The organism is Janthinobacterium sp. BJB426 (assembly GCF_002735705.1).
In the GTDB taxonomy this organism is placed as follows: domain Bacteria; phylum Pseudomonadota; class Gammaproteobacteria; order Burkholderiales; family Burkholderiaceae_D; genus Janthinobacterium.
Map to the genome: position 1 here is coordinate 1 of NZ_PDZL01000002.1, position 24,421 is coordinate 24,421.

The 24,421-nt window shown below is 64.5% G+C and carries 28 protein-coding genes and 1 pseudogene; 8 read left to right on the plus strand and 21 right to left on the minus strand.

The features are described 5' to 3' along the window. The 12 genes from CSQ93_RS03050 to CSQ93_RS03105 all read right to left on the minus strand — a co-directional run. A partial coding sequence (locus CSQ93_RS03050) for an IS1 family transposase (RefSeq protein ID WP_199534234.1) occupies positions 1–271 on the minus strand: 271 nt, incomplete at its 3' end. Between the two features lie 208 nt (positions 272–479). Next, the gene (locus CSQ93_RS28675; protein ID WP_158301086.1) at positions 480–1,067 is read right to left on the minus strand and encodes a hypothetical protein; all 588 of its coding nucleotides are present in this window, start codon (positions 1,065–1,067) and stop codon (positions 480–482) included. 27 nt (positions 1,068–1,094) lie between these two features. Continuing rightward, a complete protein-coding gene (locus CSQ93_RS03060) occupies positions 1,095–1,589 on the minus strand; it encodes a GNAT family N-acetyltransferase (RefSeq protein ID WP_099376707.1) in 495 nt (164 codons plus the stop codon). A 95-nt stretch (positions 1,590–1,684) separates the two neighbouring features. Continuing rightward, positions 1,685–2,107, minus strand: a complete 423-nt coding sequence (locus CSQ93_RS03065) for a DUF4019 domain-containing protein (RefSeq protein ID WP_099376708.1) — start codon at positions 2,105–2,107, stop codon at positions 1,685–1,687. 93 nt (positions 2,108–2,200) lie between these two features. Next, positions 2,201–2,566: a hypothetical protein gene (locus CSQ93_RS03070; RefSeq protein ID WP_099376709.1), complete on the minus strand. Its 366-nt coding sequence runs from the start codon at positions 2,564–2,566 to the stop codon at positions 2,201–2,203. A gap of 24 nt (positions 2,567–2,590) precedes the next feature. Next, entirely contained in the window at positions 2,591–3,394 is an 804-nt protein-coding gene (gene phnE / locus CSQ93_RS03075) for a phosphonate ABC transporter, permease protein PhnE (RefSeq protein WP_233516019.1), read from the minus strand. After that, positions 3,391–4,227 carry a PhnE/PtxC family ABC transporter permease gene (locus tag CSQ93_RS03080; RefSeq protein WP_099376710.1) on the minus strand — a complete coding sequence of 279 codons (837 nt, stop codon included), beginning with the start codon at positions 4,225–4,227 and terminating at the stop codon, positions 3,391–3,393. The genes phnE and CSQ93_RS03080 overlap by 4 nt, the downstream gene beginning before the upstream one ends. Beyond that, complete coding sequence (locus tag CSQ93_RS03085; protein WP_099376711.1) at positions 4,221–5,033, minus strand: phosphonate ABC transporter ATP-binding protein; 813 nt, start codon at positions 5,031–5,033, stop codon at positions 4,221–4,223. The genes CSQ93_RS03080 and CSQ93_RS03085 overlap by 7 nt, the downstream gene beginning before the upstream one ends. Positions 5,034–5,102: 69 nt before the next feature. Then, positions 5,103–5,969: a putative selenate ABC transporter substrate-binding protein gene (locus tag CSQ93_RS03090; RefSeq protein WP_099377113.1), complete on the minus strand. Its 867-nt coding sequence runs from the start codon at positions 5,967–5,969 to the stop codon at positions 5,103–5,105. Positions 5,970–5,998: 29 nt separating this feature from the next. After that, positions 5,999–7,063 (minus strand): selenide, water dikinase SelD, encoded by a 1,065-nt coding sequence (gene selD, locus CSQ93_RS03095; protein ID WP_099376712.1) that lies wholly within the window; start codon positions 7,061–7,063, stop codon positions 5,999–6,001. A gap of 45 nt (positions 7,064–7,108) precedes the next feature. Continuing rightward, entirely contained in the window at positions 7,109–8,200 is a 1,092-nt protein-coding gene (mnmH, locus tag CSQ93_RS03100; RefSeq protein ID WP_099376713.1) for a tRNA 2-selenouridine(34) synthase MnmH, read from the minus strand. A gap of 90 nt (positions 8,201–8,290) precedes the next feature. Further along, on the minus strand, positions 8,291–9,433 hold the full coding sequence (locus CSQ93_RS03105; protein ID WP_099376714.1) for an FAD-dependent oxidoreductase: 1,143 nt from the start codon (positions 9,431–9,433) through the stop codon (positions 8,291–8,293). A gap of 84 nt (positions 9,434–9,517) precedes the next feature. Here CSQ93_RS03105 and CSQ93_RS03110 point away from each other — a divergent pair, with 84 nt between their 5' ends. Next, positions 9,518–10,201, plus strand: coding sequence for a TetR/AcrR family transcriptional regulator (locus CSQ93_RS03110; protein ID WP_099376715.1), 684 nt, complete (start codon positions 9,518–9,520; stop codon positions 10,199–10,201). On the opposite strand, the gene CSQ93_RS03115 is transcribed toward CSQ93_RS03110, so the two are convergent. After that, the gene (locus CSQ93_RS03115) at positions 10,198–10,887 is read right to left on the minus strand and encodes an LrgB family protein (protein WP_099376716.1); all 690 of its coding nucleotides are present in this window, start codon (positions 10,885–10,887) and stop codon (positions 10,198–10,200) included. The genes CSQ93_RS03110 and CSQ93_RS03115 overlap by 4 nt on opposite strands. Then, positions 10,884–11,342 (minus strand): CidA/LrgA family protein, encoded by a 459-nt coding sequence (locus tag CSQ93_RS03120; RefSeq protein ID WP_099376717.1) that lies wholly within the window; start codon positions 11,340–11,342, stop codon positions 10,884–10,886. Before CSQ93_RS03120 ends, CSQ93_RS03115 begins: the two co-directional genes overlap by 4 nt. 102 nt (positions 11,343–11,444) lie before the next feature. Here CSQ93_RS03120 and CSQ93_RS03125 point away from each other — a divergent pair, with 102 nt between their 5' ends. From CSQ93_RS03125 to CSQ93_RS03155, 7 genes are all read left to right on the plus strand, one after another. Then, positions 11,445–12,353, plus strand: coding sequence for a LysR family transcriptional regulator (locus tag CSQ93_RS03125; RefSeq protein ID WP_099376718.1), 909 nt, complete (start codon positions 11,445–11,447; stop codon positions 12,351–12,353). A gap of 25 nt (positions 12,354–12,378) precedes the next feature. Then, positions 12,379–13,197, plus strand: a complete 819-nt coding sequence (locus tag CSQ93_RS03130; protein WP_199534235.1) for a glutaminyl-peptide cyclotransferase — start codon at positions 12,379–12,381, stop codon at positions 13,195–13,197. Positions 13,198–13,278: 81 nt separating this feature from the next. After that, a complete protein-coding gene (locus CSQ93_RS03135) occupies positions 13,279–14,133 on the plus strand; it encodes a hypothetical protein (RefSeq protein WP_199534236.1) in 855 nt (284 codons plus the stop codon). Further along, positions 14,130–14,777 carry a hypothetical protein gene (locus CSQ93_RS03140; RefSeq protein ID WP_099376719.1) on the plus strand — a complete coding sequence of 216 codons (648 nt, stop codon included), beginning with the start codon at positions 14,130–14,132 and terminating at the stop codon, positions 14,775–14,777. The genes CSQ93_RS03135 and CSQ93_RS03140 overlap by 4 nt, the downstream gene beginning before the upstream one ends. A 270-nt stretch (positions 14,778–15,047) precedes the next feature. Further along, the gene (locus CSQ93_RS03145; protein ID WP_099376720.1) at positions 15,048–17,072 is read left to right on the plus strand and encodes a ferritin-like domain-containing protein; all 2,025 of its coding nucleotides are present in this window, start codon (positions 15,048–15,050) and stop codon (positions 17,070–17,072) included. Continuing rightward, positions 17,072–18,001 (plus strand): MNIO family bufferin maturase, encoded by a 930-nt coding sequence (gene bufB, locus CSQ93_RS03150; protein ID WP_099376721.1) that lies wholly within the window; start codon positions 17,072–17,074, stop codon positions 17,999–18,001. Before CSQ93_RS03145 ends, bufB begins: the two co-directional genes overlap by 1 nt. Next, on the plus strand, positions 17,991–18,863 hold the full coding sequence (locus tag CSQ93_RS03155; protein WP_099376722.1) for an HvfC/BufC N-terminal domain-containing protein: 873 nt from the start codon (positions 17,991–17,993) through the stop codon (positions 18,861–18,863). Before bufB ends, CSQ93_RS03155 begins: the two co-directional genes overlap by 11 nt. Before the next feature lie 65 nt (positions 18,864–18,928). On the opposite strand, the gene CSQ93_RS03160 is transcribed toward CSQ93_RS03155, so the two are convergent. The 7 genes and pseudogenes from CSQ93_RS03160 to CSQ93_RS03190 form a co-directional block, all read right to left on the minus strand. After that, positions 18,929–19,177 (minus strand): DUF3297 family protein, encoded by a 249-nt coding sequence (locus CSQ93_RS03160; protein ID WP_010398340.1) that lies wholly within the window; start codon positions 19,175–19,177, stop codon positions 18,929–18,931. A 110-nt stretch (positions 19,178–19,287) separates the two neighbouring features. After that, positions 19,288–19,551, minus strand: a pseudogene (locus CSQ93_RS03165) (GFA family protein); the annotation flags it as partial. A gap of 149 nt (positions 19,552–19,700) precedes the next feature. Continuing rightward, the gene (locus CSQ93_RS03170; protein ID WP_099376723.1) at positions 19,701–21,473 is read right to left on the minus strand and encodes an ABC transporter ATP-binding protein; all 1,773 of its coding nucleotides are present in this window, start codon (positions 21,471–21,473) and stop codon (positions 19,701–19,703) included. Continuing rightward, the gene (locus CSQ93_RS03175; protein WP_099376724.1) at positions 21,470–22,024 is read right to left on the minus strand and encodes a redoxin domain-containing protein; all 555 of its coding nucleotides are present in this window, start codon (positions 22,022–22,024) and stop codon (positions 21,470–21,472) included. Before CSQ93_RS03175 ends, CSQ93_RS03170 begins: the two co-directional genes overlap by 4 nt. After that, complete coding sequence (locus CSQ93_RS03180; RefSeq protein WP_099376725.1) at positions 22,024–22,557, minus strand: MauE/DoxX family redox-associated membrane protein; 534 nt, start codon at positions 22,555–22,557, stop codon at positions 22,024–22,026. Before CSQ93_RS03180 ends, CSQ93_RS03175 begins: the two co-directional genes overlap by 1 nt. After that, positions 22,551–23,417, minus strand: coding sequence for an SDH family Clp fold serine proteinase (locus tag CSQ93_RS03185; RefSeq protein WP_099376726.1), 867 nt, complete (start codon positions 23,415–23,417; stop codon positions 22,551–22,553). The genes CSQ93_RS03180 and CSQ93_RS03185 overlap by 7 nt, the downstream gene beginning before the upstream one ends. Next, positions 23,399–24,412, minus strand: a complete 1,014-nt coding sequence (locus CSQ93_RS03190; protein WP_099377116.1) for an ATP-grasp domain-containing protein — start codon at positions 24,410–24,412, stop codon at positions 23,399–23,401. Before CSQ93_RS03190 ends, CSQ93_RS03185 begins: the two co-directional genes overlap by 19 nt. Positions 24,413–24,421: the final 9 nt, after the last annotated feature.

Consider the following 24,421-nt stretch of genomic DNA (forward strand, 5'->3'; position numbering starts at 1 on the left):
AGCGGGCCAGCGGCGTGCCCGTCAAGGCATTGAAAGTGCGTCCGCAAGGCACACAGCGGTAGCGCTGCAAGCCGTGCGCATGGCCATGCCGGTGCAGGTGAGGCGAGCGGCAGGCGGGACAGGCCAAGCGCGGCTGCGCCACGCTTTCCAGCAACGCGATGGTCGCGTCGTGCGGTGCGTTGCCACACAGCAGGGCGATGCCTGTTTGCCGCTGGCGTCGGTTCAGGTGAGCAAACTGGGCGATAAAACGGATCCATTCGGCTGGCTGCACGATCTGCTCCCTGTGTGGTAAGTATGCAGAGTCAGACAGCAATGCCAAGGGAAGATTCCGGCAGTTCCCCTATTTACCGATGACAGAGCCAATCGTAATCCCAGCTTGGCAGAGTGTAGAAAAAAACACAGGCGCCAGGTGGGTTTTAAGACAGGATGTCAATCGGGATGAATGGAGTGCCTGAAATTGCCGTTTTCCGGATTCGCCATCAATGATCTGCGGCTTTAATGGCGGTGCCCGAAATGACCAATGCCTCATGCTCATAGGCGCCCAGATGGCCATAGTGACCTTTGGGACTGAGATAAGCGACAATATGCACAAGCGGCTGCTCATAGGCTGAATTGGGCGCCACCAGGCCAACGTCTCGCCATGCAACACCGCCGAAGGAATTTAGCCACCATGGGCCGGCGTCAACGCCAGGGTCAAGCTGGGCCGGCTGGAACTTGCTCTTTTCAAAGCCCCGCGACCAGACGCCATCGCGCTCGATGGCACGGTAGCCATAGCCCGCCATGATATTGGCGCGTTCGGACGGATGATCGCGCCAATAGCGTTGACCATTCGTGTAGGCATCACGCATGACGTCTGATTGCGTCACAATTCCACCGTATGGATGAACCAAGCCTTGAAAGAACCACTGCGCGTAGTCGGTTGTCGGCGTGGATGCTTGCTTGTCCCCCGCCTGTGTTTGCGCAAACGCATGCGCATATTCAAGAACGATATCTGGAATATTGCCAGCGTTCGCCTTGCCGGCAAGGGCGGTTATGAATAGCAGGAGTGTTGCAATAGATCGTCGCATCGCGGTTTATCTTTCCACTGTTAATGCCTATGCAGGTTCCCGCCACTCCATCTTCTGCACCTGGATATGCGGATGGCTTTCCAGCGGCTCCCATTCCGGTAAAAAGACAAAGCCCTGTTTCCGGTAAAACGCGGCCGCGCGCGCATTTTCCGGCGCCACGTCGAGCACCAGGCGTGCGCGGCCATTGTTCACGGCGCATTGTTTCACGGCGTCGACCAGGCCCTGCGCCACGGCCAGGCCCCGATATTCCGGATGTACCCACATGGCGATCAGATGGCACTCGCCATTGCCGGCCACCACTTGCGCGGCGAGGCCGATGGCTTGCTCTCCATCGAAGGCGAGGAAAAACGTGCGCTGCGGCGTGCTGACGGCACGTTGCTGCCAGTCGGCATCGGAAAAACCGGCGGCGCTGGCGTGGCAGGCGCCAAAGGCCGTCGGGGCGTCAAGCAGGGCGGCCAGGCGCGTGGCTTTCAGGGCGGGCCAGTCGCTGGCGATGGTGGGGCGGATGAGAATGTTGTTCAATCTTGCAATGCCTTTATTTTAGGTGGCCATGCGCTGGCTCCGGATGCCAAGGACAGCAAGTGCGCGGTGGGGAGCGCAACCGTCAAGGCGGATGACTAGCCGTTGATGTTATACCCGGAAACTTTCCATCCAGAACCTTTTTCAAGGACCGTCGTGATGGTTTCCTGCACGTTGGCCTTGTTTTCGTACTGGCTCACATAATCGATAACGACCTTGTCCGGCCCTGGCTTGCCAGCCGTCGCTTTTTGCAGCGCGGCCGACTTGAGCTTGCGCGACTTGAACTCGCCCAGCGGCCAGTGCACGGCCGTGATGACCATCTTCCAGCTTGATTTCGATATTTCGCTACGCAGCGCTGCGGCACTGGCGTCCCAGGTAGCGGCCTCGTCGCCCGCATCCAGGCGCTTGAGCCAGCTTTCCGCGGCAATTTTGGCGGCCGCCACTTCCTGCGCTTCCTGCGCCATGGCAGGCAGGGACGTCAACAAGGCAACGGCGATACATACGTGGGCGAAGATTTTCATGGCGGCTTTGGAAAGTAGTGAACAGTCGTCAAGATTATCCTGAAGGTTCGGTCCGGCAAAGCTCTTTTTAAAAAGGCGGCTATGCGCGCAACGTTACGACTGGTCCCACACTTCGACCGTCAGCAGCTGCCCCGGCGCGCAGGCGGCGATGCGCTCCGGGTGCACGGTAATGCAGCCGGGCCAGCCCGTCAGCTGGTCCTGCGGAAATTCGCCGTCCTGCGCCTCGGCGATGCCCGCCTGCAGCAGGGGCGCGATGACCTCCGTCTTGGCCGTGTAGCGGTTGGGAAAGCCGTTGAAGGTCAGCTGGGTCGCCTTGCCTTGCTGGCACAATTGCGCGATCCAGTCTGCGCCGAACAGGCCCGCTTTCCAGGTGGCGAGAAATGCATCCTTGTTGACTTTCGTCATGTCGGCCATTTGCGCCGGCGTTTCTGTCGAGATAATGGTCCACCAGCCTGACATGGGCGTTCCTTGCAAAAGTGAAAGTTAACGGGTCATGGCGCGGCGCAGCAGGTAGCTGAGGCCGTCGACGGCCGCCACCATCAGCAGCATGGCGACGATGACGGTGGCGGCGTTCTGCATCTGGAACAGGGACAGATGGTATTTCAGCATCTGCCCCAGGCCGCCCGCACCGACGACGCCGAGGATGGCGGCGGCGCGGATATTGTTTTCCCATCGGTACAGGGTGTAGGACATCATTTGCGGGCTGCACTGCGGCAAGGTGGCATACAGGAAAGCCACGGCGGGCCGGGTGCCGTTGATGCGCAAGGTGGCGGCCGGCAAGGGCGGGCAATTCTCGAAGGCATCGGCAAACAGACGACCCAGCACGCCCACCGTGTGCAGCGCCAGCGCCAGGGTACCCGCGAACGGGCCCAGGCCGGCGGCGATCAGCAAAATCGACGCCCAGACCAGTTCAGGGACCGAGCGCAGCACGTTGAGCACCGCGCGCGTGGCGCTGCGCGCGACCATGCCGAAGCGGCCGCTGGCGGGCAGGGCCAGCAGTGCGCCCAATACTGCCGCGATGACCGTGCCGATGGCCGACATGGCCAGGGTTTCAAACGTGGCCACGCCGACTTTCATGAGGAAGGGACTGGCCAGCTCGGGCGGGGCGAAACCGTGCAGGAAGTCGGCGCTTGTGCGCACGGCGTCGGCGCTGAAGAACTCGCCCCATTTCAAGGGTAGGGTGGCGAAGCTGGCAATGACCAGCAGCAGCAATCCGGCCAGCAAGGTCCAGGTCGACCAGCGCACGGGGGCAGGCGCGGGCATTGCGGCGAAATTCGGATGCTTCATGCCAGCCTCCGGCGCAGCATGGCGGACACGGCGTCGGCGCCCGCCACCAGCAGCACGAACACCATCAGCATGGTGGCCAGTTCACTGCCCGCCATCATCTTCATCGATTCATCCATGCGCTGGCCCAGGCCGCCCGCGCCAACAAAGCCCATGACGACGGAGCCGCGGATCGCGCATTCCCAGCGGTAAATCGTGTACGACACCAGCTCGGCGGCCGATTCGGGCAAGGCGCCGTACAGCAAGGCTTTCAGGCGGCCGCTGCCATTGTGGAGCAGGGCGTTGCAGGCGGACGCATCCGACGATTCGAGGATTTCCGCATACACCTTGCCCAGCATGCCGCAATAGGTAAGTGCGATGGCAATCACGCCGGCAGTCGGTCCCAGGCCGACGATGCGTACTAATAATAAGGCCCAGACCAGTTCCGGCACGCTGCGCAGCAGCACCAGCAAGGCGCGCACGGCGTGGCGCACGCTGGCGGCCAGGGGCGACACCTGGCCGGAGCCGATGCGCGAAATCGACAGGCGCTCCGTCACCAGCAAAGTCAGGGGGATGGCGCCCAGCATGGCCAGCGCCATGCCGGCCGTGGCCATGGCAATGGTTTCCCAGCTGGAAATGGCCACCAGTTGCAAAAATTCCAGCGAGTGGGCGGGCGGCACGAAGCTGGCAATAAACTGCCAGGTGGCCGCCAGGCTTTGCGCATCCCATAAAATCCACGGCTTGAACTCGGCCTGCACCAGCATCGGCCACAGCACGAGCAGCGCCACGGCCGTGACGGTCAGGCGGCCGCGCCAGGCGGGATCGCGGGGCAGGGCGTCAGTGGCACTCTTCAGCAAAGGGGCCTCGCGGCGTCCAGGTTCGCTTCCACGGCCTCGAACTGCGGCGCCGGATCGGCCTTGTTGCGGTACAGCTCGGCGATCATGGCGTCGCTGACCTGGGCGCCAGGCAAGTCGAAGACGATCTTGCCATCGCGCAAGGCGACGATGCGCGTAAAGCAGGCGCGGGCGATTTCCACCTGGTGCAGGCTGCAGACCAGCGTGGCGTTGCGCGCCGTCGCTTCCGCCTGCAGCACATGGATCGTCTGCAAGGCCAGTGTGGGGTCGAGCGCGGACAAGGGTTCGTCGACGAGGAAGACTTGCGCATTCGACACGAGCGCGCGGGCCATGCCGCAGCGCTGGCGTTCGCCGCCGGACAGGCGGTCAACCCGCGCATACAATTTATCCTGCAGGTTGAATTTGCCCAGGGCTTCCCACGCGGCGCGCGGGTCGACGGGCGCGACCAGCGAACGAATGGCCGTCCACAAGCTCCATTGCGGCAGGCGGCCCGCCAGCACGGCGTTGACCACCCGCTGGCGCGGCGGCAGCGGCGGCGTTTGCGGCGCCAGGAACAATCGCGCGCGCAAGGCGTGGCGCTCGGCGCTGCCGATCTGCCACGGTGTAGTGCCCAGGATGCTGAATGTGCCCGCTTCCGGGCGCAGCGCGCAGGCCAAGGTGTGCAGCAGGCTGGTCTTGCCGGCGCCGGAGGGGCCGATCAGGGCGATCTGTTCACCTTGGGCCACGTCCAGGTCCAGCTCGCGCAGGGCCAGCGCATTGCCGGCAGCGCCCGCGTGGTGGACGGAGACCTTGTGAAGTTGGAATGTCATGCGATGTTTCGGTGTGGGAGGGAGTGTGTCGGATGCGTCCGCAGAACGGCATCCGACCAGTTTCAGCAATTACTTCAACAGCTTCGCATCGCGCGCAGCCGCTTCGATATCCTTGTAGTTCTCGGCCTTGGTCGGAATGAACTTGGTGGCGCGCTGCAGTTCGAGGATTTCCTTGCCTTCGGCCGTCGATGGGTCCAGCGCCAGGAAGGCGTCCGTCAGCTTCTTGCGCACGACGGGGTTCATGTCGGCGCGCACGCTCCAGTTGTAATCGTAGTAGCCGGGCGTCGTGTAGAACACGCGCACCTTGCTTGGATCGACTTTTTTCGCTTCGACCAGCTTTTCCCATACGGAAATGTTCAAGGTGCCCGCATCGACCTTGCCGCCAGCCACTGCCGCCACGGTGGCGTCATGTGCGCCGGAAAACGCGATGCGCTTCATGTCCGTGTCCGGATTGATCTTGGCGGCCAGCAAGTAGTAACGCGGCATCAAGTGACCGGAGGTCGACGATTCCGAACCGAAGGTGAAATTCTTGCCTTTCAGGTCCGACAATTGATTGATGTCCTTGCTGGTGGTGACGAACACGGAGCGGAATTTCGTGTCTTCCTCGCGCTGCACCAGCGGCACGATCTTGCCGCCGCTGCGCACGTTGGCTTGAACAAACGTGAAACCGCCGAACCAGACCATGTCGAGCTTGTTGTTGATCAAGCCTTCCACGGACGCCGCGTAATCGGTGACGGGCGTAAATTCCACCTTCATGCCCAGCTTTTTCTCCAGGTAGCTGCCCAGCGGCTTGAACTTGCGCTGCAGTTCCGTCGGCGCTTCGTCGGGGATGGCGGACACGCGCAGCACTTGCTGCGCCTGCGCCAGGCCGCTGTGGATGGCCAGGGTGGCGGCAACGGTGGCCAGGATGGCGGGGAATTTTGAGAATGTGGTCATGGGACTGCCTTTGCAAAAAAATTTGTTCATTAGATGACGGAAACCCCGGTCGTGCCTTCCAGCATCTCGCCGATAACGACGGCGTCGGCAAAACCTTCGGCGCGGAAAATCGCCAGCACTTGCTCGACGGCTTCCGGCGCGCAGGCCACCAGCAGGGGACCGGCCGTTTGCGGGTCCGTCAGGATCGCCTTGTCGATGGCGCTCAGGCTGTCGGCCAGCGCCACTTGCGCTCCATAGCCTTGCCAGTTGCGGCCGGAGGCGCCCGTGATGTTGCCATTTTGCGCCAGTTGCTGCACTTGCGGCAGCAGCGGCACGTCGTTCATGGCGATACGCGCCTGCAACTTGGCGCCGCGCGCCAGTTCCAGGGTGTGGCCCAGCAAGCCGAAGCCCGTCACATCCGTCAGCGCATGCACGCCATCGAGCAGGGCCAGCTTCTTGCCCGGGGTATTCAATTTGGTGGTGTTGTCGATCAAGGAAGCATAGCCATCCGCGTCGAGCGCATTCTTCTTCAGCGCGGCCGACAAGATGCCCACGCCGATCGGCTTGCCCAATACCAGTTTGTCGCCGGCGCGCGCGCCCGCGTTGCGCTTCACTTGCGACGGGTGGACCAGGCCCAGCACGACGAGGCCATAGATCGGTTCGACGGAATCGATGGTGTGGCCGCCCGCGATGGGGATGCCGGCCTGGGCGCAGATGGTTTCTCCGCCTTTTAATATGAGGCCGATGGTTTCCACGGGCAGCTTGTTGATCGGCATGCCGACCAGGGCCAGCGCCATGATGGGCGTGCCGCCCATGGCGTACACGTCGGAAATGGCATTGGTGGCGGCGATGCGGCCGAAGTCGAACGGGTCGTCGACGATGGGCATGAAGAAGTCCGTCGTGGCGATCAGCGCCTGCTCGTCGTTGAGCTGATAGACGGCCGCGTCATCCGAGGTTTCTATGCCGACCAGCAATTCCTTCGGCAAGGGAAAGCCGCCGCTGCCCTTTAAAATGTCGGCCAGCACGCCCGGCGCAATTTTGCAGCCGCAGCCGCCGCCATGGGCAAATTCGGTCAATCGGATCGGTCTATCTGGTGTTGCTGCGCTATCGGACATGGTCGTCATCCTGCTGAAATAAGTAATTAGGTGGCAAGCCAGGCATCACGCGGCGCTGGCGGTACGTTGTTCGCCGACGATAGCACATAATGCGCGCGCGGCTTGCTCAAAGGCATGTTCTGAAATATCGGGCAAGACCAGCGGCGTCGCCTGGGCGTAGCGGCTGAAATTGCGGGCGATCGATTGCCGGTAAACGGGGTCGTAATGCTGTATCAGCAATTCCTGCACCAGCTCGGCCATGCGGCCAGCCGTGGCCAGCTGCTGCCAGTGGGCAATTTTCTCCTTGCCATGCAGCTGCGTCAACAGGGCCAGCTGCACGTTCAGGCGCGCCGGGTCGCCGACGAAATGCGCATAGTCCTGCATCAGCAATTGCACGCGCTCGCCGATGTCCAGGCGCACGTCCGTGCAAGCGGCCGCGCGCATCTTTTCCATCAGCGCGTCGGGCACGCGCAAGCGGCCCACTTTCTTGCTTTCCGACTCAATGAACACGGGCAGTTGCGGGTCGAAATGGCGCAGTTGCTGCCACAGCGCGCTTTCAAACGCTTTTTGCGATGGCTGGTCTTCCTCGGGCAAGCCGCCCAGCACGGAACCGCGGTGGGCCGCCAATTGCTCCAAGTCGATCACTTGCGCGCCTTGTTTGTCCAATACTTGCAGCAAGCGGCTCTTGCCGCTGCCCGTGGGGCCGCACAGCACGTTGATGAAGTCGAAGCGTTCGGGCAGGGTGACCAGCTCTGCATTCACGTGGCGCCGGTAATCCTTGTAGCCGCCCTCGAGCTGCGTGACGGGCCAGCCGATGCGCGCCAGGATGTGTGCCATGGCGCCGCTGCGGTTGCCGCCGCGCCAGCAGTAGACGAGCGGCTTCCAGTGCTGCGGGTGGCCGAGCAACCCCTCTTCGATATGCCGCGCGATATTTTTTGCCACCAGCGCCGCGCCCAGCTTCTTTGCTTCGAAGGCGCTGGTCTGCTTGTATAAAGTGCCAACGCGCACGCGCTGCTCGTCGTCCAGCACGGGCAGGTTGATGGCGCCCGGCAAGTGGTCTTCCGCGAACTCGGACGGGCTGCGCACATCGATGATGGCATCGAACTCATGCAAGCGGGGCAGGATGTCGCTGAAAGGCTGAACTGCTGGGTATTTCATCGTGGCGCGGCTGCTGGTGGGGGGAAAGACGTATTATCCCCGATAAAGGCCGCTGGCGTGGAGCTTTGGCACTGCGCTTCACGCCGCCCCTTACACTTCGCGCGCCGGGCCGGTGTCTTGCATGCCAGCAAAGAACTGGACCAGGCTGTGCGGCGCGTCGTCGCCAAAGCACAGGCGCAGGATGCGCTCGGACTCCGCCGCCGCCACGCTGCTGCGCGCAAACAGCGCCGTTTCATACGCCAGCAGGGCCGCTTCCATGTCGCTTGGGTGCGCGGCAAGTGCCTGCGCCAGCTCGGCGCCATCGAACATGGCGAGATTCGCGCCTTCGCCGGCCGGCGCCATCAGATGGGCAGCGTCGCCCAGCAAGGTCACGCCCGCCACGCGCTGCCAGGCGTGATCGATGGGCAAGGTATGCACGGGGCGCGGCATGGGGGGCGTGTCCGCCTCCGTGATCAGGGCTGTCAGCGCCGGCGCCCAGCCGGCAAACTGGGCCGCGATGCGGGTCCGGGCGGCGGCGGGGTCGGCAAAATCGATGTCGGCCAGCCATGCCTCGGGCTTGCTCAGGGCCACATAGGCGTGCAGCACGCCATCGGCTTCGCGGTGCGCCTGTATACCCTTGCCGGGCGCCAGCGCAAACAGGGCGCCACCGCCTACGGCGTGCGCGCTGGCCGGGTGGCGGCGGTCGCTGTCAAACAGATAGGTTTCAATGAAGGCAATGCCGCTATACGCGGGCTGCGCGCTGGAAAGCAGCGGACGCACCTTCGACCAGGCGCCATCCGCACCCACCAGCAGATCGCTGGTGGCCGTGGCGCCGTGCGCAAAGCTCAGCCTGTGCTGGCAGCCGTCCAGCGTCGTGACGCCGGTCAGTTTATGCCCCCAGCGCACGGTGCCGGCCGGCAGCGACTCGAGCAGGAGCTTGCGCAGTTCGCCGCGCGCCACTTCGGGACGGCCGCCCGTGCCATCGTCTCCCTCTTCGAGCAGGACCGTGCCGTGCTGGTCGAGCACGCGGCTCGCTTCGCCGCCCGCATGGATGAGGGCGCGGAAGGCGTCATGCAGGCCGGCTGCCCATAGCGCTTGCTGGCCCGTGTCTTCGTGGATGTCGAGCATGCCGCCCTGGCGGCGCGCCTGCGGTGTAGCGTCCGCTTCATAGACGGTGGCGGCGATGCCGTGGACGTGCAGCGCGCGGGCGAGCATCAGCCCGCCCAGCCCTGCGCCGATGATGGCGATATGCATGATGCTTCCTTGGTGTTGTCGATGACGTGGAACAGTGTTCCACAATAATTTTGCGGCAAGCCGGCATCTGTGTCAAGATAAGCGATGCCCAAGACAGTAGCGAACCCACCACGACGCGCCGACTCGCTGACGCGCGACACCATCATCGACGCCGCCATTGCCCTGCTCGACACAGCGGGCGAGGGCGGCCTGACGTTCCGCGCCCTGGCAACACGCCTGGCCACGGGGGCGGGGGCTATTTACTGGCACGTGGCCGACAAGGATGATTTGTTTACGGCCGCCAGCGACGCCATCGTCGCCCGCGCCATGGATTCCGCTTCCCACGGCGACACGCCGCAGGCGGGCATCCGCGCCGTGGCGCTGGCCATGTTCGAGGCGATGGATGCGCATCCATGGCTGGGCTCGGCCCTGTCGCGCGCGCCGGGCCAGCTGCCCACGGTGCGCATCCTGGAGCGCCTGGGCCGGCAAGTGGATGCCCTGGGCGTGCCGCAGGAAAAACAGTGGCTGGCGGCATGCACCTTGTTGAATTATTTGCTGGGCGTGAGCGGGCAGAATGCGGCCAACGCCGTCATCGCGCGCGACCAGGGCCTGGAGCGCGCGCATTTCCTCGACACCCTGGCGGGCGCCTGGTCACGCCTCGACGCGCAAGCGTTTCCGTTTGCCCGCAAGGTGGCGGGGCAATTGCGCGCGCACGACGACCGCGAGGATTTTCTGGCGGGGATAGACCTGATCGTGCATGGCATGCAGGCCCTGCAAGCGGACGACTAGCCCAGCAGATACCCCAGCAGAGGCGCCAGCAGCACCGTCACGACGCCCGAGAAAATCATCGTCAGGCTGGCCACGGCGCCTTCTTCCGTGCCGGCCCGGCGCGCCACGGACAAGCCAAAGCCGTGCGCGGCCGCGCCATACGGGGCGCCACGGGCGATGCGCATGCGCAAGGGCAGCAGTTTCAATAACGGTTTGCCCAGCAGCAGGCCGAACAAGCCCGTCATCACCACGAATATGCCCGTCAGCTGGGCCGAGCCGCCCATGTGGCGCGACGCTTCCAGCGCGAACGGCGTCGACACGGAACGGGCCAGCAGGCTGCGCGCCATGTCGCCGTGCACGCCCATCAGCCGGTCCAGCAGCAGGGTGGCGGCGACCGATGCGACGATGCCGGCGCAGCTGCCCAACGACAGGGCCAGCCAGTGCTTGCGGATCAGCTTGCGCTCCTGGAAGATGGGCAGCGCAAACGCGATGGTGGCGGGCCCCAGCAGCCACGGCAGCCAGCGCGTTTCGCCGAAATACGTGGCAAACGGGGTCGAGGTCGCCTGCACGATGACGATCAATATCGCCGAGGTGCAGATGGCGGGCGTGAGCAGGAAGTGGGGATGGCGGCGGTGCAGCGCCTGGTTGGCGTAGAACAGCACCAGGGTCAGCAGCAAGAACAGCAGCGACAGGACGAGGGTGCTCATGCTTGCGCCCTGGCTGCGCGCTGGCGCAGCAGTTTTTGCAGGCGCAGCTTGCGTTCATAGCGGCACACCCCTTCCACGGTGAAGGCCGTGGCCAGCATCACGCTGGCAAAGCCCAGGCCGATATTCACGAAGAGCATCAGACCTTGCGTCTTCAGCAGCTGCGTAAATTGCACCACGGACACGACCAAGGGTATGAAGAACAGCAGCATGTTGGCCAGCAGCCAGTTCGCGCCCAGTGCGATGGCGGCCGGCCGCACCCAGCCGGCCAGCAACAGGGCCACCAGCACGAACAGGCCCACGACGCCGCCGGAAAACGGCAAGTGCAACGCGGAAGCGGCCGCATCGGCTAGCCACCAGGCGGCGGTCAGGATGCCCACTTGCCACACGGTCTGCGCGGGCTGGCGCCAGGCAGGGATGGAGGGCAGGGCGGCGGTGGAACAGTGCAAGGCTTTCACGGCGGGCTTTCAAGCGGCAGGGGAAGTTTTCATTGTAGGGATCCCGCATCAAAAGATAAAATGACTTAAACTCATGATTATCATTCGATATTGGAATGCATCATGGATATCCGCTCCCTGCGCTACTTCGTCGAAGTGGTCGAGCAAGCCAGTTTTACGCGCGCGGCCGCCAGGCTGCACGTGACGCAACCCACCGTCAGCAAGATGGTCGCCCAGTTGGAACAGTCGCTGGACCTGGCCTTGCTCGACCGCGCGGGCAAGCGGTTTACCCTGACGGATGCGGGCCAGGTAGTGCTGTCGCGCGCGCATGAACTGCTGGCCCTGCACGCGGAGTTAAAAGTGGAGTTGCGCGACCTGCAACATCTGGAGCGGGGAGAATTAAGGGTCGGCGTGTCGCCGCAGACGCATTCCACCCTGGCGCCGTGGCTGGCCGAGTACCACCAGCGCTATCCCGGTATCGAGCTGAAAATGTATGAAAGCGGCACGCAAGCCATCGAGCGCGACTTGCGCACGGGCACGGTGGAACTGGGCACCATGCTCGATTACCCGGGCAATGCGGCCACCTGGCAGGATTTCGAAGCCTTGCCCCTCGTGCGCTCGCCGCTGTGCCTGCTGGCCGCGCCCGGTTCTGCGTGGCAGGGACGCGCTTCCGTCGCCCTGGCCGAGCTGGCCGACAGCCCATTCATTTTCTATGGCGCCGCCTTTGCCCTGAATGATATCGTGCTGGACGCCTGCCAGCGGGCCGGTTTCGCCCCGCGCATCACGGGCCGCAGCGGCCAATGGGATTTCATTGCCTCGCTGGTCAGGCTGGGCGTGGGCATCTGCCTGCTGCCGAAGATGTATTGCGACACGCTGGATCAAGCGCAATTTGCCGTCATTCCGCTGGCCGGTCCACCCGTGGAGTGGAATCTGATGCTGGCCTGGCGCCGCGGCGGGCGGCTGTCGTTTGCGGCGCGGGCCTGGCTCGAACTCGTCAGGGTGGGCATGGCGGACGCGGCCCGTTTACAATAGGCGCTCGCCAACCACCGTCAAGAATATGAAGAATATCGGTAAAACAAGACTGAAACGCACGGCCGGCTCGCTGCTGCTGGGATTGTTGTGCACCGTGGGCCTGATGAGCGAAATGGGCTACGCCCAGGCCGCCATTCCCGTGTATGGCTATTTCGTCAAGAATACCTATCCGCACGACCCCCAGGCGTTCACCCAGGGCTTGCTGTTCAAGGATGGCCACCTGTATGAAAGCACGGGCCAGAACGGCCAGTCTTCCTTGCGCAAGGTGGAATTGGCGACGGGCAAGGTCTTGCAGAAAACCATGCTGGACAAGACAGTGTTTGGCGAAGGCATCACGGACGTGGGCGATGAAATCCTGGGCCTGACGTGGATTTCGCAAACCGGCTATGTCTTCGACCTGAAGACCTTCAAATTGAAACGCAAATTCAGCTACCAGGGCGAAGGTTGGGGCCTGGCCAGCGACAGTCAATTCGTCTACATGAGCGATGGCACGTCCGCCATCCGCGTGCTCAATCCGAAAACCCTGGCCGAGGTGCGCCGCTTCGAGGTGAAGGCCGAGGGCCGCGCCATCGAGCGTCTGAACGAGCTGGAAATGGTCGACGGGCAATTGTTTGCCAATGTGTGGGGCGCGGACGTGATCGCCCGCATCGACCCGGCCAGCGGCAAGGTTGTCGGCTGGATCGACCTGACGGGCTTGCTGCCGCCCGGGCAGCGGGGCACGGCCAATCCCGACGCCGTGCTCAACGGCATCGCCTGGGATGCGCGTGGCAAGCGCCTGTTTGTCACGGGAAAACTGTGGCCCAAGCTGTTCGAGATCGAGCTGATCGAAATCCAGCGACGTTGATGTTTCCTATCGGACAGTGTTGCTGGCGAGGAATCGTTTAGAATTCTGATTCTTCGCCCCGTGCGACCTTTACAGGATGCCATGCTGTCCCTATCTTTATGCCGCCTGGCGGCTGCCGCCAGCTTGCTTGCCGCCGTCCTGCCCGCCGCGCAGGCGCAAACATCCTACGTGCCGGTGATGAAGCAATACGGCGATTTTGTCGTCACGCGTGACCGCCACGACCCGCTCGTTACCTTGACTTTCCGCAAGCACGGCTATTGGCCCGGCGGCGCGCGCGAAGTGGTGGAAGTGCGGCCGATCAAGGCCACGCGCGAAGGCCAGCCCATGCTGCTGGCCTTCACCAAGGGCTATACGGGGCAGGGCACGATATTGATCGGCGTGCAGAATGGCGAACCGCTGATGCGCCCCATCAGTCCCATGCAGCGCGACAACATGGTGCGCACGGAACGCGACCCCGAATGGGGCGTGCCGCAGCCGGGCAACAGCGAGGTGCTGCTGTTTCCCCGCGACGGACGCGCCCTCGATACGGGCACGGGCGAACTGCTGTGGTTTGACGTGCCGGGCAACGTCAGGGGCGATTATCCGCATGCCATGCTCGTCTCCGTCTCGCCCGACGGGCGGCGCGGCGCCTATCTGACGAATGCGCTGACGAAGGTGGGCATCATCGTTGCCACGCGCGACGACGGCGTGGCCGGTGAGCTGGCCTTGCCGCCGGACACCTATCAACGGTGGCTGAAGCCCTTGTCGGACGCCGCTTCCGCGCAGGCGGGCGCCGCCATCAAGGCGCGCCAGGGCCGCACGGATTCGATCCGCATCCGGCGCGAGCTGGAACTGGCCTGGTTCGGCCAGCAATTTCAATGGAAACAAGGCAAGAACGGCTTGCAAGTGACGGGGCTGGGCCTCATTTCCGCGCCGCCGGAAGGAAAACAGCCATGACACTACCCAAACTGATCGCGGGCTGCTTCGCCGCCTCCTTGCTGGCCGGCTGCGTGCACGGCGAAACGTTCCCCAAGGATTATCTGGCGCAAGATATCGACAAGCAACAAGCCTTGCTGGAACTGGACGTGGTCTTCGGCAAAGAGCCCGATGACAAGCTGACGTCGCGCGTGACGGCCCGCAATACCGTGGAATACGCGGGCGCGCCGCATATCGTCGTGCCGTTTTACCAGAAGGGACTCGGCTTCGACCAGGGTTTTGCCGGCACCTATATCTTTGCCGTCGTGTATCCCGTTGCCAAGGTCGAGACGGCCACGGCCAGCAGCCGCGTCTTCGGCCAGAAACTTGATGGCCAGCAGCCGGGCAGCCCCCGCTACCGCTTCCGCGTGCCGGGCAAGGCGCAGTGGAACAGCAATGAAACCTTCATGCTGGGCTTTGAGCGCAAGGGCCGCCGCGAAGAAATCACTTTCCGCTTCAGCAACGAGCAAAGCTGCCCGTCCGCCTTCCTGGCCACCACGCCAAAATATGGCTTCCCCATCAAGGTCGTCGCCACGTTCAAGGATAACAAAGGCTGCCTGAAAGTATGCGACAGCCGCGACCAGTGGCCGGGCTTCTGCGCCTTCCAGCCGCCGCCGGCGGCTTAACTATCATCGTGCAAGCCACGCGCCGGCGCTTGCCGGTGCGGCGCTTATACACGCGCGCGTTTTGCCGATTCTATTCAATTGTCATCGAATGGCAGCTGAAAACGCCTATTTTCATGGCCCAGGGCTGGCGGCATTGGCCCTTGCTCAGCGCATAAATCTTGCCGCAAAAGTATCTTTCTCAGGCGTATGATTTCCTTGCCGTGAACAGCGCACACAGATGGCGCGACCCGGCCCGATATCCGAAACGCATCCTTCCTGTGGAGATACAGAATGAAAATGCCCGTTTTAGGAAGCACCCAGCCCGCCATTACCAAGCGCCCGCTCGACATGCTGGACACCGACAAGGCCGCCGTGCGCGCCATCGCCCAGGCGGCCGTCAGCGTGGAACTGTTCACCATACCCCTGTACATGGCCACCATGTACTCGATCCACGGCACGCACCAGATCAACTCGAAAGGCATCACCTATTATGAAGGCCGCCAGTGGCCGGGCATGGGCACCACGGCCCGGCCCGAGCTGAAGGAACAGAAGGCTTTCAATATCATCTTCAGCGTCTTTATCCAGGAAATGCTGCACCTGCAGATGGCAGCCAACCTGGCCACGGCCATCGGCACGGCGCCATGCTTCACGGGCTCGGAGCTGCAATCGCAGGACCACGGCTGGACCTGCTATGGCAAGGATCGCACCGTGATCCCGCACATCGTCGACTTGCAGGATACGGCCGATTACCGCCACGTGCGCGTCAACCTGGAAGAACTGAACACCAATCAGTGCGACCTGTTCCTCGCCATCGAGCAGCCCGAGGAGCAGGCACGCGCCCAGCTGGCGGAGTTCGACAAGCACAACCACACCAAATACTTCCCGGAAGTGCCGCTGCCGGGCTGGACACCGGGCAAGCACGTGCAGGACTTGCCCCTGTTCGGCACCATCGGCTACATGTACGAATGCTATGCGCGCTACATCAGCATCGAATACACGGATGGCCAGACCCTGTGGCACAAGCTGTTCGTCAATGGCTCGGTGCAGCAGGACATGTTCAACAGCCAGGTCCAGGGCCACGCGCGGGCGGAATTTCCCCGCTTCGACGCCTGCTTCGGCCCGCAGGACCAGGATGGCGGACAGACTGGCTCGTTCAACAAGGCCATCGACATGATGGCGGCCATCACGGACCAGGGCGAGGGCAGCGCAACTGCCATCCAGCGCTACCGCCGCGACGCGGCGCAGCGCCTGATGGCCGTGCAGCCAGACTACCGCGAAGACCTGGATGCCTTGAAGTGCGATTATCCGTCTTACGCGAACAATGGCAAGGATGCCGAATCGCGCGACGCGCAGGCGCGCCACGACAGCGCCCGGTTCGACCACTACGAGCGTTTCCGCCAGGTCAAGGCCATGCTCCCAGTGCAGACCTGGGCCGGCTGGCACGCGGAAGGGGGCTGCTGGAGCGCGGCCATGCTGACCAACGAGCGCTACAACCCGGCCACCGCACCACAGAACATCCCCGCGCCGGCCGCCGTGGCGGGCGCCCTGAACCGCCTGAAGGACGCCAGCGGCACCCTGGAGATGCTGAGTACGGTGGCCACGGGCGCCATCTATGGCATCACTTCCGTGCTGGACAAGTACTGGCTGAACCAGCAACTGGACTTCCCGTATCCGTCGATGGTGGGCGCGGGCGACCGCATGGCCATCTGCTGGGCCGTGCTGGGCCAGGCGCCGAACCTGGCGACGGGCGTGCCGCTGGCCGAGAAAAGCGTGCTGTACCACGCCTGCCAGGGCATGCACCTGGAAGGCGAAGCCTCGTCCACCTGCGCCGCGCTGGCCGTCTATCACACTTGCCGGGGCTCCAACGGCTGCCACGCCCAGGGCGGCTGCGGCTTTGCCCAGGCCGACACGGGCGGCTCGTCCTGCGGCCACTCGGTCAAGCTTGCCGCGTCGCCGGGCACGCCATGCTATGTGCCGCCGCCTCCGCCGCAGCCCGATAAAGTCTACAGCGCGCCCAGCGACAACAAATGCGGCGGCTTCGGCGGCTGCGCCGTGCCGATTTCGGCCTCGCAACTGTATCCGAACACCACGGGCAAGGAACCGCCCGCGCCGGCCACCATGACCCTGTACGACTTTGGCCCCGCGCCCGACCACCGCAGCATTCCGCTGGGCCAGACCATGCGCTTCGCGCTCGGCGACAATGTATACGACAAGGCCTGGGAAGCCTACGGCAAGGTGATGGCGGCGCGCGGCACGCCGGTGGGAGCGCCGCCTGCGCCCACCGACCTGCGCCTGGCCTTGCCGCCGTCGACCTGATGCGGCACGCCGTGCACGCGGTGGCGCCACGCCTGGGCTTGCCGAACCTGGGCCTGGGCGTGGGGCTGCGCCCGCCGCACTATGCGCACATCCTGCGCCACGGACCGCAGGTGGACTGGTTCGAGATCATCAGCGAGAATTTCATCGACAACCACGGCTATGCGCGCCATGTGCTGGAGCAGGTGGCCGCGCAAGTGCCCATCGTCATGCATGGCGTGTCGCTGTCGATCGGCAGCAGCGATCCCCTGAGCCTGGCCTACCTGCGCAAGCTGCGCCAGCTGGCCGAAGAGTTCCGGCCCGCGTGGATTTCCGACCACCTGTGCTGGACGGGCGCCGCCTCGCTCAACAGCCACGATTTGCTGCCGCTGCCGCTGGACGAGGCCAGTCTGCGCCACGTGGCGGGGCGCGTGCGCCAGGTGCAGGAATTCCTGGGCCGTCCCCTGATCCTGGAAAACCCCAGCAGCTACGTGGAGTTTGCCCAGTCCAGCATGCCGGAATGGGAATTCCTGGGCCGCCTGGCCGAGGACACAGGTTGCGGACTCTTGCTCGACGTCAACAATGTCCACGTCAGCGCGCATAACCACGGCTATGACGCGGCCGCCTACATCCGCCAGTTGCCGCACGCGCACATCGTGCAGATTCACCTGGCCGGGCCGACCGTGTGCGGCGCCGTGCTGATCGATACCCACGACGCGCCCGTGCCGGCCGCCGTCTGGCGGCTGTACGCGCTGGCGCAGCAGCTGACGGGCGGCGTGTCGGCCCTGCTGGAATGGGATGCGAAGATTCCGCCATACCCGCAACTGCTGCTTGAACTGGACAAGGCGCGCGCGGCCGGGCGGGGAGAATTCGCCGTTGCAGTGCCAGCCACGGCTGCCGCCGCCGTCTCCACGCCGCTGGGTTTTCACCTGGAGGCGGCCCATGCGCCGTAGCGCCGCCAGGGACGCCCCCGCCGACGCTCCGCTGGCGCAATTGCAGGCGTGGTTCCTGACGGCCATGACGGCGCCAGGCGGTGCCGTGCATGGTGCCCAGCTGGCCAGCGAGCGCCATGGCTTGACGCAGGAGCAAGTGCTGAAACAGGCGCGGGGCGGGCCGGCGCCGCTGCACATCCATGCGGATGGCTATGTGCAGCGCCTGCTCGAATGCCTGCAAGCCGACTATCCTGTCTTGCGCAAGGTCATGGGTGACGAGCTGTTCGTCTTCTTTGCCCGCGCCTATGTCTGGCGCCATCCGTCTGCGTCAGCGACCCTGTATGACCTGGGTGCTGGCTTTGCCGATTTCCTTGCCGCCAGCCAGCGTGCCGCCGGCGCGCAGGGGGACGCCTTGCGCTTTCCCGTCGAACTGGCGCAGCTGGAACGGGCGCGCAGCGAGGCGGGCAGGGCGCCCGGCATGGAAAAGCTGGCGCCGCCCATGCTGCCTTGCGGACTTGATTTGTTGCTGGGAAATGCACCGGCCTGGCGCCTGGCGCCGTGCACGCGGCTGCTGGCCCTGTCATTTCCCCTGTGTGCATATTGGCAACAGGCACAGGCCGCGCCGGACGACGCCGTGCCGGCCCAGCCGGATGCCAGGCCCGCCTTCGTCGCCATTTCGCGCATGCATTACCGGCTTGCCATGCAGGAGTTGCAGCCTTGGCAATTTTACTGCCTGCAAGCGCTGGCCGGCGGCGCGCCGCTGGCACAGTGCGCGGGGCAGGCGGCGCGGTCGAGCGGCCGGACGCCGGACGAGGTGCTGGCCGACGCCATGCTGTGGCTGCCGCTGGCGGCCTCGGCCGGGCTGATCACCGTTGATGCCTGAGTAGAAAGCGGCGGACGTAAAAAAGGCCGATGGAAATCGGCCTCGATGACAACTATAGGTGTTGCTTAGCGGTAAAACGCTTCGACTTTGCCCTTCAGCTTGATCTGCAGCGGACGGCCGCGGCGGTCGAGGGACTTGGTGGAAGCGACCTTGATCCAGCGTTCGCTGATGCAATATTCTTCCACGTCAAGACGTTCCTTGTCGTTGAAGCGGATGCCGACGTCGTTCTCGAACACGGCTGCAACGTGGTAAGGGCTGCTAGGGTCGATCGACAGGCGATCGGGCAATGGGGGTAAGGTGGTGGTATCGTTCATGGGCGTAATTATCGCCCAGAATGCCGATCCAGACAACGGGCAGCGCACGCTTATCTGCCCGCCCACGACATGGCGCAGCCGCATTTCCTTTCCCTGCCATCCTTCTTGCCTCACAGATGCCGCGTTTCCTGCGGCGGTGCGTCCCACACATCGTGCCAGCCATCGACAAAGGTGACGGGTACCCTGGCCAGTTCGGCGGCAGACGCATCGTCGAGGCAGTTGACGCTGATGCCGACAAACGGGCCGCTGCGGGGCGAATCGCCGCGGCCGAACGGGCGCACGCCGCAGTGGCGGCAAAAATAATGGCGTTCGCGGCCTGCGCCGAAGCGGTATTCGCTCAAATCCGCCTCGCCGGACAACAGGCGGAAGGCTGACGGGGGAACGTGGCTGGCTCAGCAGCGCACTTTCAGACAGAACGAGCAGTTGCAGCGCAGGCTGGGAGCCGCCAGGTCGATCTCGGCCGCGAAGCGCACTGCGCAGCAGTGGCAACTGCCATGACAGGTTTTTTTCATCGTGGCCTACTTTACAGCGTTGCCGTACTGTCATGCAACTGCTGGAATTGCGACAGTTGCTGCTGCATCAGCCGTGCATACTGGCCGCCCGCGCGCAGCAGCTCTGCGTGCGTGCCTTGCTGGCAAATTCGACCCTTGTCCATGACGATGATGCGGTCCGCTTTGACGATGGTGGAAAAGCGGTGGGCGATGATGATGGTGGTGCGCCCTTGCATCAGGGTATCGAGGGCGCGCTGCACCTGCTGTTCGCTGGCGGCGTCGAGCGCGCTGGTAGCTTCGTCCAGGATCAGGATTTTCGGCGCGCGCAGGATGGCGCGGGCAATCGCGATGCGCTGCTTCTGTCCGCCGGACAATTGCACGCCCCGTTCGCCCACGAGGGTTTCGTAGCCATCGGGAAAGGCCTCAATGAAATCATGGGCGTGCGCCAGGCGTGCCGCCGCCAGCATCTCCTCATGCGTCACCTGGCGATCCGGCACGGCAAAGCCGATATTGTCGGCGATGCTGCCGGAAAACAGGGCCGGCTCCTGTTCCACCACGGCCATCTGGCGCCGCAGCTGCGTCACGCCCAGTACCTGCGCATCGATGCCGTCGAACTGCAGGCTGCCCGTGCCAGGCTGGTAATGGCCGAGCACGAGGCTGGCGATGGTGGACTTGCCCGCGCCCGAGGCGCCCACCAGGGCGATCTTTTCGCCCGCACGGATGGACAGGCTGACGCCGTCGAGGGCCGTGGCTTGCGTGCGTTCGGGATACGAAAAACGCACGTCGCGCAGCGCGATATGGCCGGCCAGCGGCGGCTGCGGTGCCATCTCGGTCACGGCGCGGTGGCTGCGCAGGATATCGAAGATGCGGTCGGTCGAGCCCATGGTGCGCATCCACGTGTTCCAGAATTCGCTGATCGAGCCGGCCGTGTCCGTCACCATGCTGGCATAGATGACAAAGGCCGTCAGCTCGCCCACGCTCAACCGGCCCTGGCCGATCAGGTGGGCGCCGAAACACAGAGTGGTCAGCAGGGCAACGAAGGCGAGCAGCCCTTGCGCGCCCTGAAACACGGCCAGCAGCCGTGTGCCGGCCAGGGACACCTCCAGCAGTTGCCGCATGGCTTGCGCGTAGCGGGCCATGGCGCCGCCTTGCTGGTTGAACGCCTGCACCAGGCGCGCATGGGCAAAGTATTCCTGCGCCACCTTGCCGCTGGCGGCCAGGGTGGCGGAAATGGCCCGCGAACGCTGCCGGTAATTACTGCCTGATAATTTTCCCAGATACAGGCTGATGGGAATGAACAGGGCCAGCGGCAGGCTCAGCATGGGTGACAGCTGCAGCAGCATGGCGATGCCGCCGACGAAGACGCACAGCGAGCGCAGGGCATTCGCCGCGCCGATGGTCAGGCTTTCATGCAGGGCCGACACGTCGGACGTGAGCCGGCCGTTCAGTTCTCCGCCATGGTGCTTGTCGAAGAAGGCGATGGGCTGGTTGATGACCACGTCGAACAGGCGCCGGCGCACGCCCATGACGATCATGTGGCCGCTCGATTGCAGCAAATAGAAGCGCGCGCTCGTGACCAGCGCATACAGCAGGCTGAAGGCCAGCATGGCGATCACCATGCCCGGCGTGACGCCGCGCCGCGTCAGTTCCGCCACGTTGTCGATGAAATACGCGATGGCTTGCGGGAAGGCCAGCTGCGCGCCCACGGTGAGGATCATGCAAAGCAGGCCGGCGGCAATGCGCCAGCGCACGGGATACAGCAGGCGCAGGCGTTCAACATGCGGGCCGAAGTTCAGATGGCTCATGCGGCGCGCTCCTGCGACGGTTCCGCGTTCAGTTGTTCGACGAGGGCCAGCCAGTCTTCGTCGCCGATCAAACCGGCCGCTTCCACTTGCCCTTCGTAATTGACAAAGACATAGGAGGGAGAACTCATCAGCGGATTCACGCGCCGGTAGTCGCGCAGCGTCAGCCGCGCCGTGGCCGCTCGCAAGGCGTTGCCGGGTAAAAAGGCGCGCAGCCGGCGGACCGGTTCTTCGCTGATCAGCCACACGGCCAGGCCTGCCTCGCGCGCCAGCGGAAGCAGCTGTTCGATGCCGGCCAGCTTTTCCGCGCATTTCGGACAGCGGCTGGCCAAAAACAGCAGCACGGCCGCCTGGCCGCTGGCGCCCGGCTGGAAACGCGCACTGCCAGCCAGCGGACGGGCTAGCACGGCAGGCAGGGGCTGGCCCGGCACCAGCGCCGTGGGCGCGAGGCGTTCGCGGCGGCTGGCGCGCAGCACTGCCAGGCTGAGCCAGATATTGCCGGCGAGGGCGAAGGCCAGCGCCGCCAGCACCAGTTGCAGGGTCGTGGCATCCATCAGTCGGCCTTTGCCAGAATGGCGATGTCGTGCAGGGAAATCGTGGCCACGCAGACGATGGCCGCCAGTCCGGCGGCCAATACTGTGGTGGCGATGGACAAGGTCGTTTCTTGCGCCAGCGCAAAGTAGGCGCCGTTGATGCCGACCACCAGCACGTTGCGCAGCAAGTCGTACTGCGACACGGGCCGCGCCGCTTCGCCAAAGCAGCTGCAGCGCACCACGCTGTGCGTGAAATAGCGCCAGGCCAGGATGGCCGTGAGGGTACCGAGCAGCAAGAGCGACAGCAGCATCGGCAACTGGGCGCCTCCCGCCAGCAGCCAGCCGGCGAGCCATAATTCAGCCGCCACCAGGGCGGGCGCGGCCAGGCTGGCGGCGGCGGGCGGCACGCCGAACGAGGTGGCCAGGTTGGCGCGAAAGTCACCGTAACTGCGCAGCTTGCCCACGCTGGCCGCCAGCAACAGCAAGGCAATGCAGTAGCGCGCGATATCGGATAAAAACGCAGCCAGTAACGTGGACAGCACGGGTGTCAGCATTGCGTGCTCCACACGGGCGCGTAGCCGCCCGGACGCTGGCGCCGCAGTTGCACGCCGTCGCGCGACGCCAGCAGGGCATCGTTCCACGGCTCGTCGGGCGCGCTGCGCAGGGCGCCGCCTATGCTTGCCTGCAATTGTGTGGAAATGGCCCAGCCCAGCCGTTCGGCGTGGGCATCGCGTTCCATGCGCAAGCCCAGCTGCGCCAGTTCTTCGCGTGTCAAGGCATAGTTGTGCGAGTGATAACCCGTCACGAGTTGCGCGACGATGGCGCGCCGCGCCTCGGGTGTGGCCTCGGGCAATTGCCAGGCCAGCAATTCTTCGCCGATCTGCGTCAGTTCCAGGGTGGTGCGGTAAAAGGCCGTCAGGGAAGGGGGAAAGATGCTGCCGCACAGCAGGGACAGCGATTGCTGGCGCGCTTCGCCGGCATCCACGCCGAACCACTGCTGCGCCATGTCGCCGAAAGCCTTGATGTCCAGGCTGGACATGGAGCCGCCGTCGGCGCCATCGAGCTGCGGGTCGATGGGCGAGAACAGGGCCAGGTCGCCGGCGATGATCTCATCGGCGCCCAGGGTCAGCAGGGTGGCGGCCGACTGGCAGTGGAAGGGCACGATAAAACTCAGGTGGCGCGCATGCTGGCGCAGCAGGATGGCGATGCGGCGCGCCGCGTTGACGATGCCGCCGCGTCCGTGCAGCACCACGTCGAGGCGCGCCACGGTGCCGATGCCCTGGCACAGCTCGTACAGGGCGGGCAGCAGTTCCATGTCCAGGTGCGAGGCGGCCAGGACAATGGCCCGGCTGTCGCGCGCCTGCTCCAGTTCGCGCAGCTGCGACGGCAGCAGGTTCAAGTCTGGCTGTGGCATAGCGCTCCTTCGATGAGGGTGTCGGCCACGCTTTCCAGCAGGGGCAAGGCGGGCACCAGTTGTTGTACATACAAAAATTGACCAACAGGATTGTTTTCCAGGAAAACATACTCACCGTCGGGCGTGACGATGAGGTCCAGCGCGCCATACTCGAGGCCATAGCTGTGCACGAAAGCAAGGCAGCGCTGCTCTATCTCCGCTGGCAAGGTGCACGCCTCATAGCGGATGGGGGCCGACATGTCGCGCGAATCGATGGCCGTGCGGGCATCGTCCTGCGAATACAGGCGCGCGGCAAACAGGCGCTTGCCGATCACGGTGACGCGCAGCTCATATTGCTTGGCGATATATTCCTGGAACTGGCAGCTCAGCTCGCTGACGGCGTCCAGGCTGTCCAGCATGGCATCGTCGACGATGGTGGTGCCGATGCCGGCGCTGACCCTGTCCGCTTCCTCGACGGCTTCGGCGGCCAGGCTGGGTGTGGACATGCTCTTGAAAATGATGGGCCCGTTGACGGCCGCGCGGAAGGCGCGCACGTCGTCGGGCACATTGGTGATCACGGTGGCGGGCACGCGAAAGCCCATGCGCGCGGCCCGCGCAAGCTGTTCGCCTTTCCATTGGGCGCCGCGCAGGGCCAGCGGATGGCTGAGCCAGTAGCAATCGAGTCCGTACAGCACGCTGAAGATGGCTTGCTCCGTTTCCAGCTGGGCGTAGGCGCGTTCCTGCTGCGTCAGGTCGGCGCTGGCGTAGGCATAGTCGGCCGCCTTGCGCAGCCAGACGGCGCCCACCTGCTGTAAGTCAAGCCAGTCGCCCTCGGGCAGATGGCGCAGGCGCGCGCTGGCGCGGCCGTCCAGCAGGCGCTGGCACAGCTGGTAATCGCGGGGAAAAGCGTCGAGATCGATACGGAAGGGGGCATGGCCGCGCGCGGCGAGGATGGCTTCGACCAGGTCGGCGTGCAGATCGCCGCTATGGCTGATAATCAAGACCTTTTTGTGCATGTAGGGGAG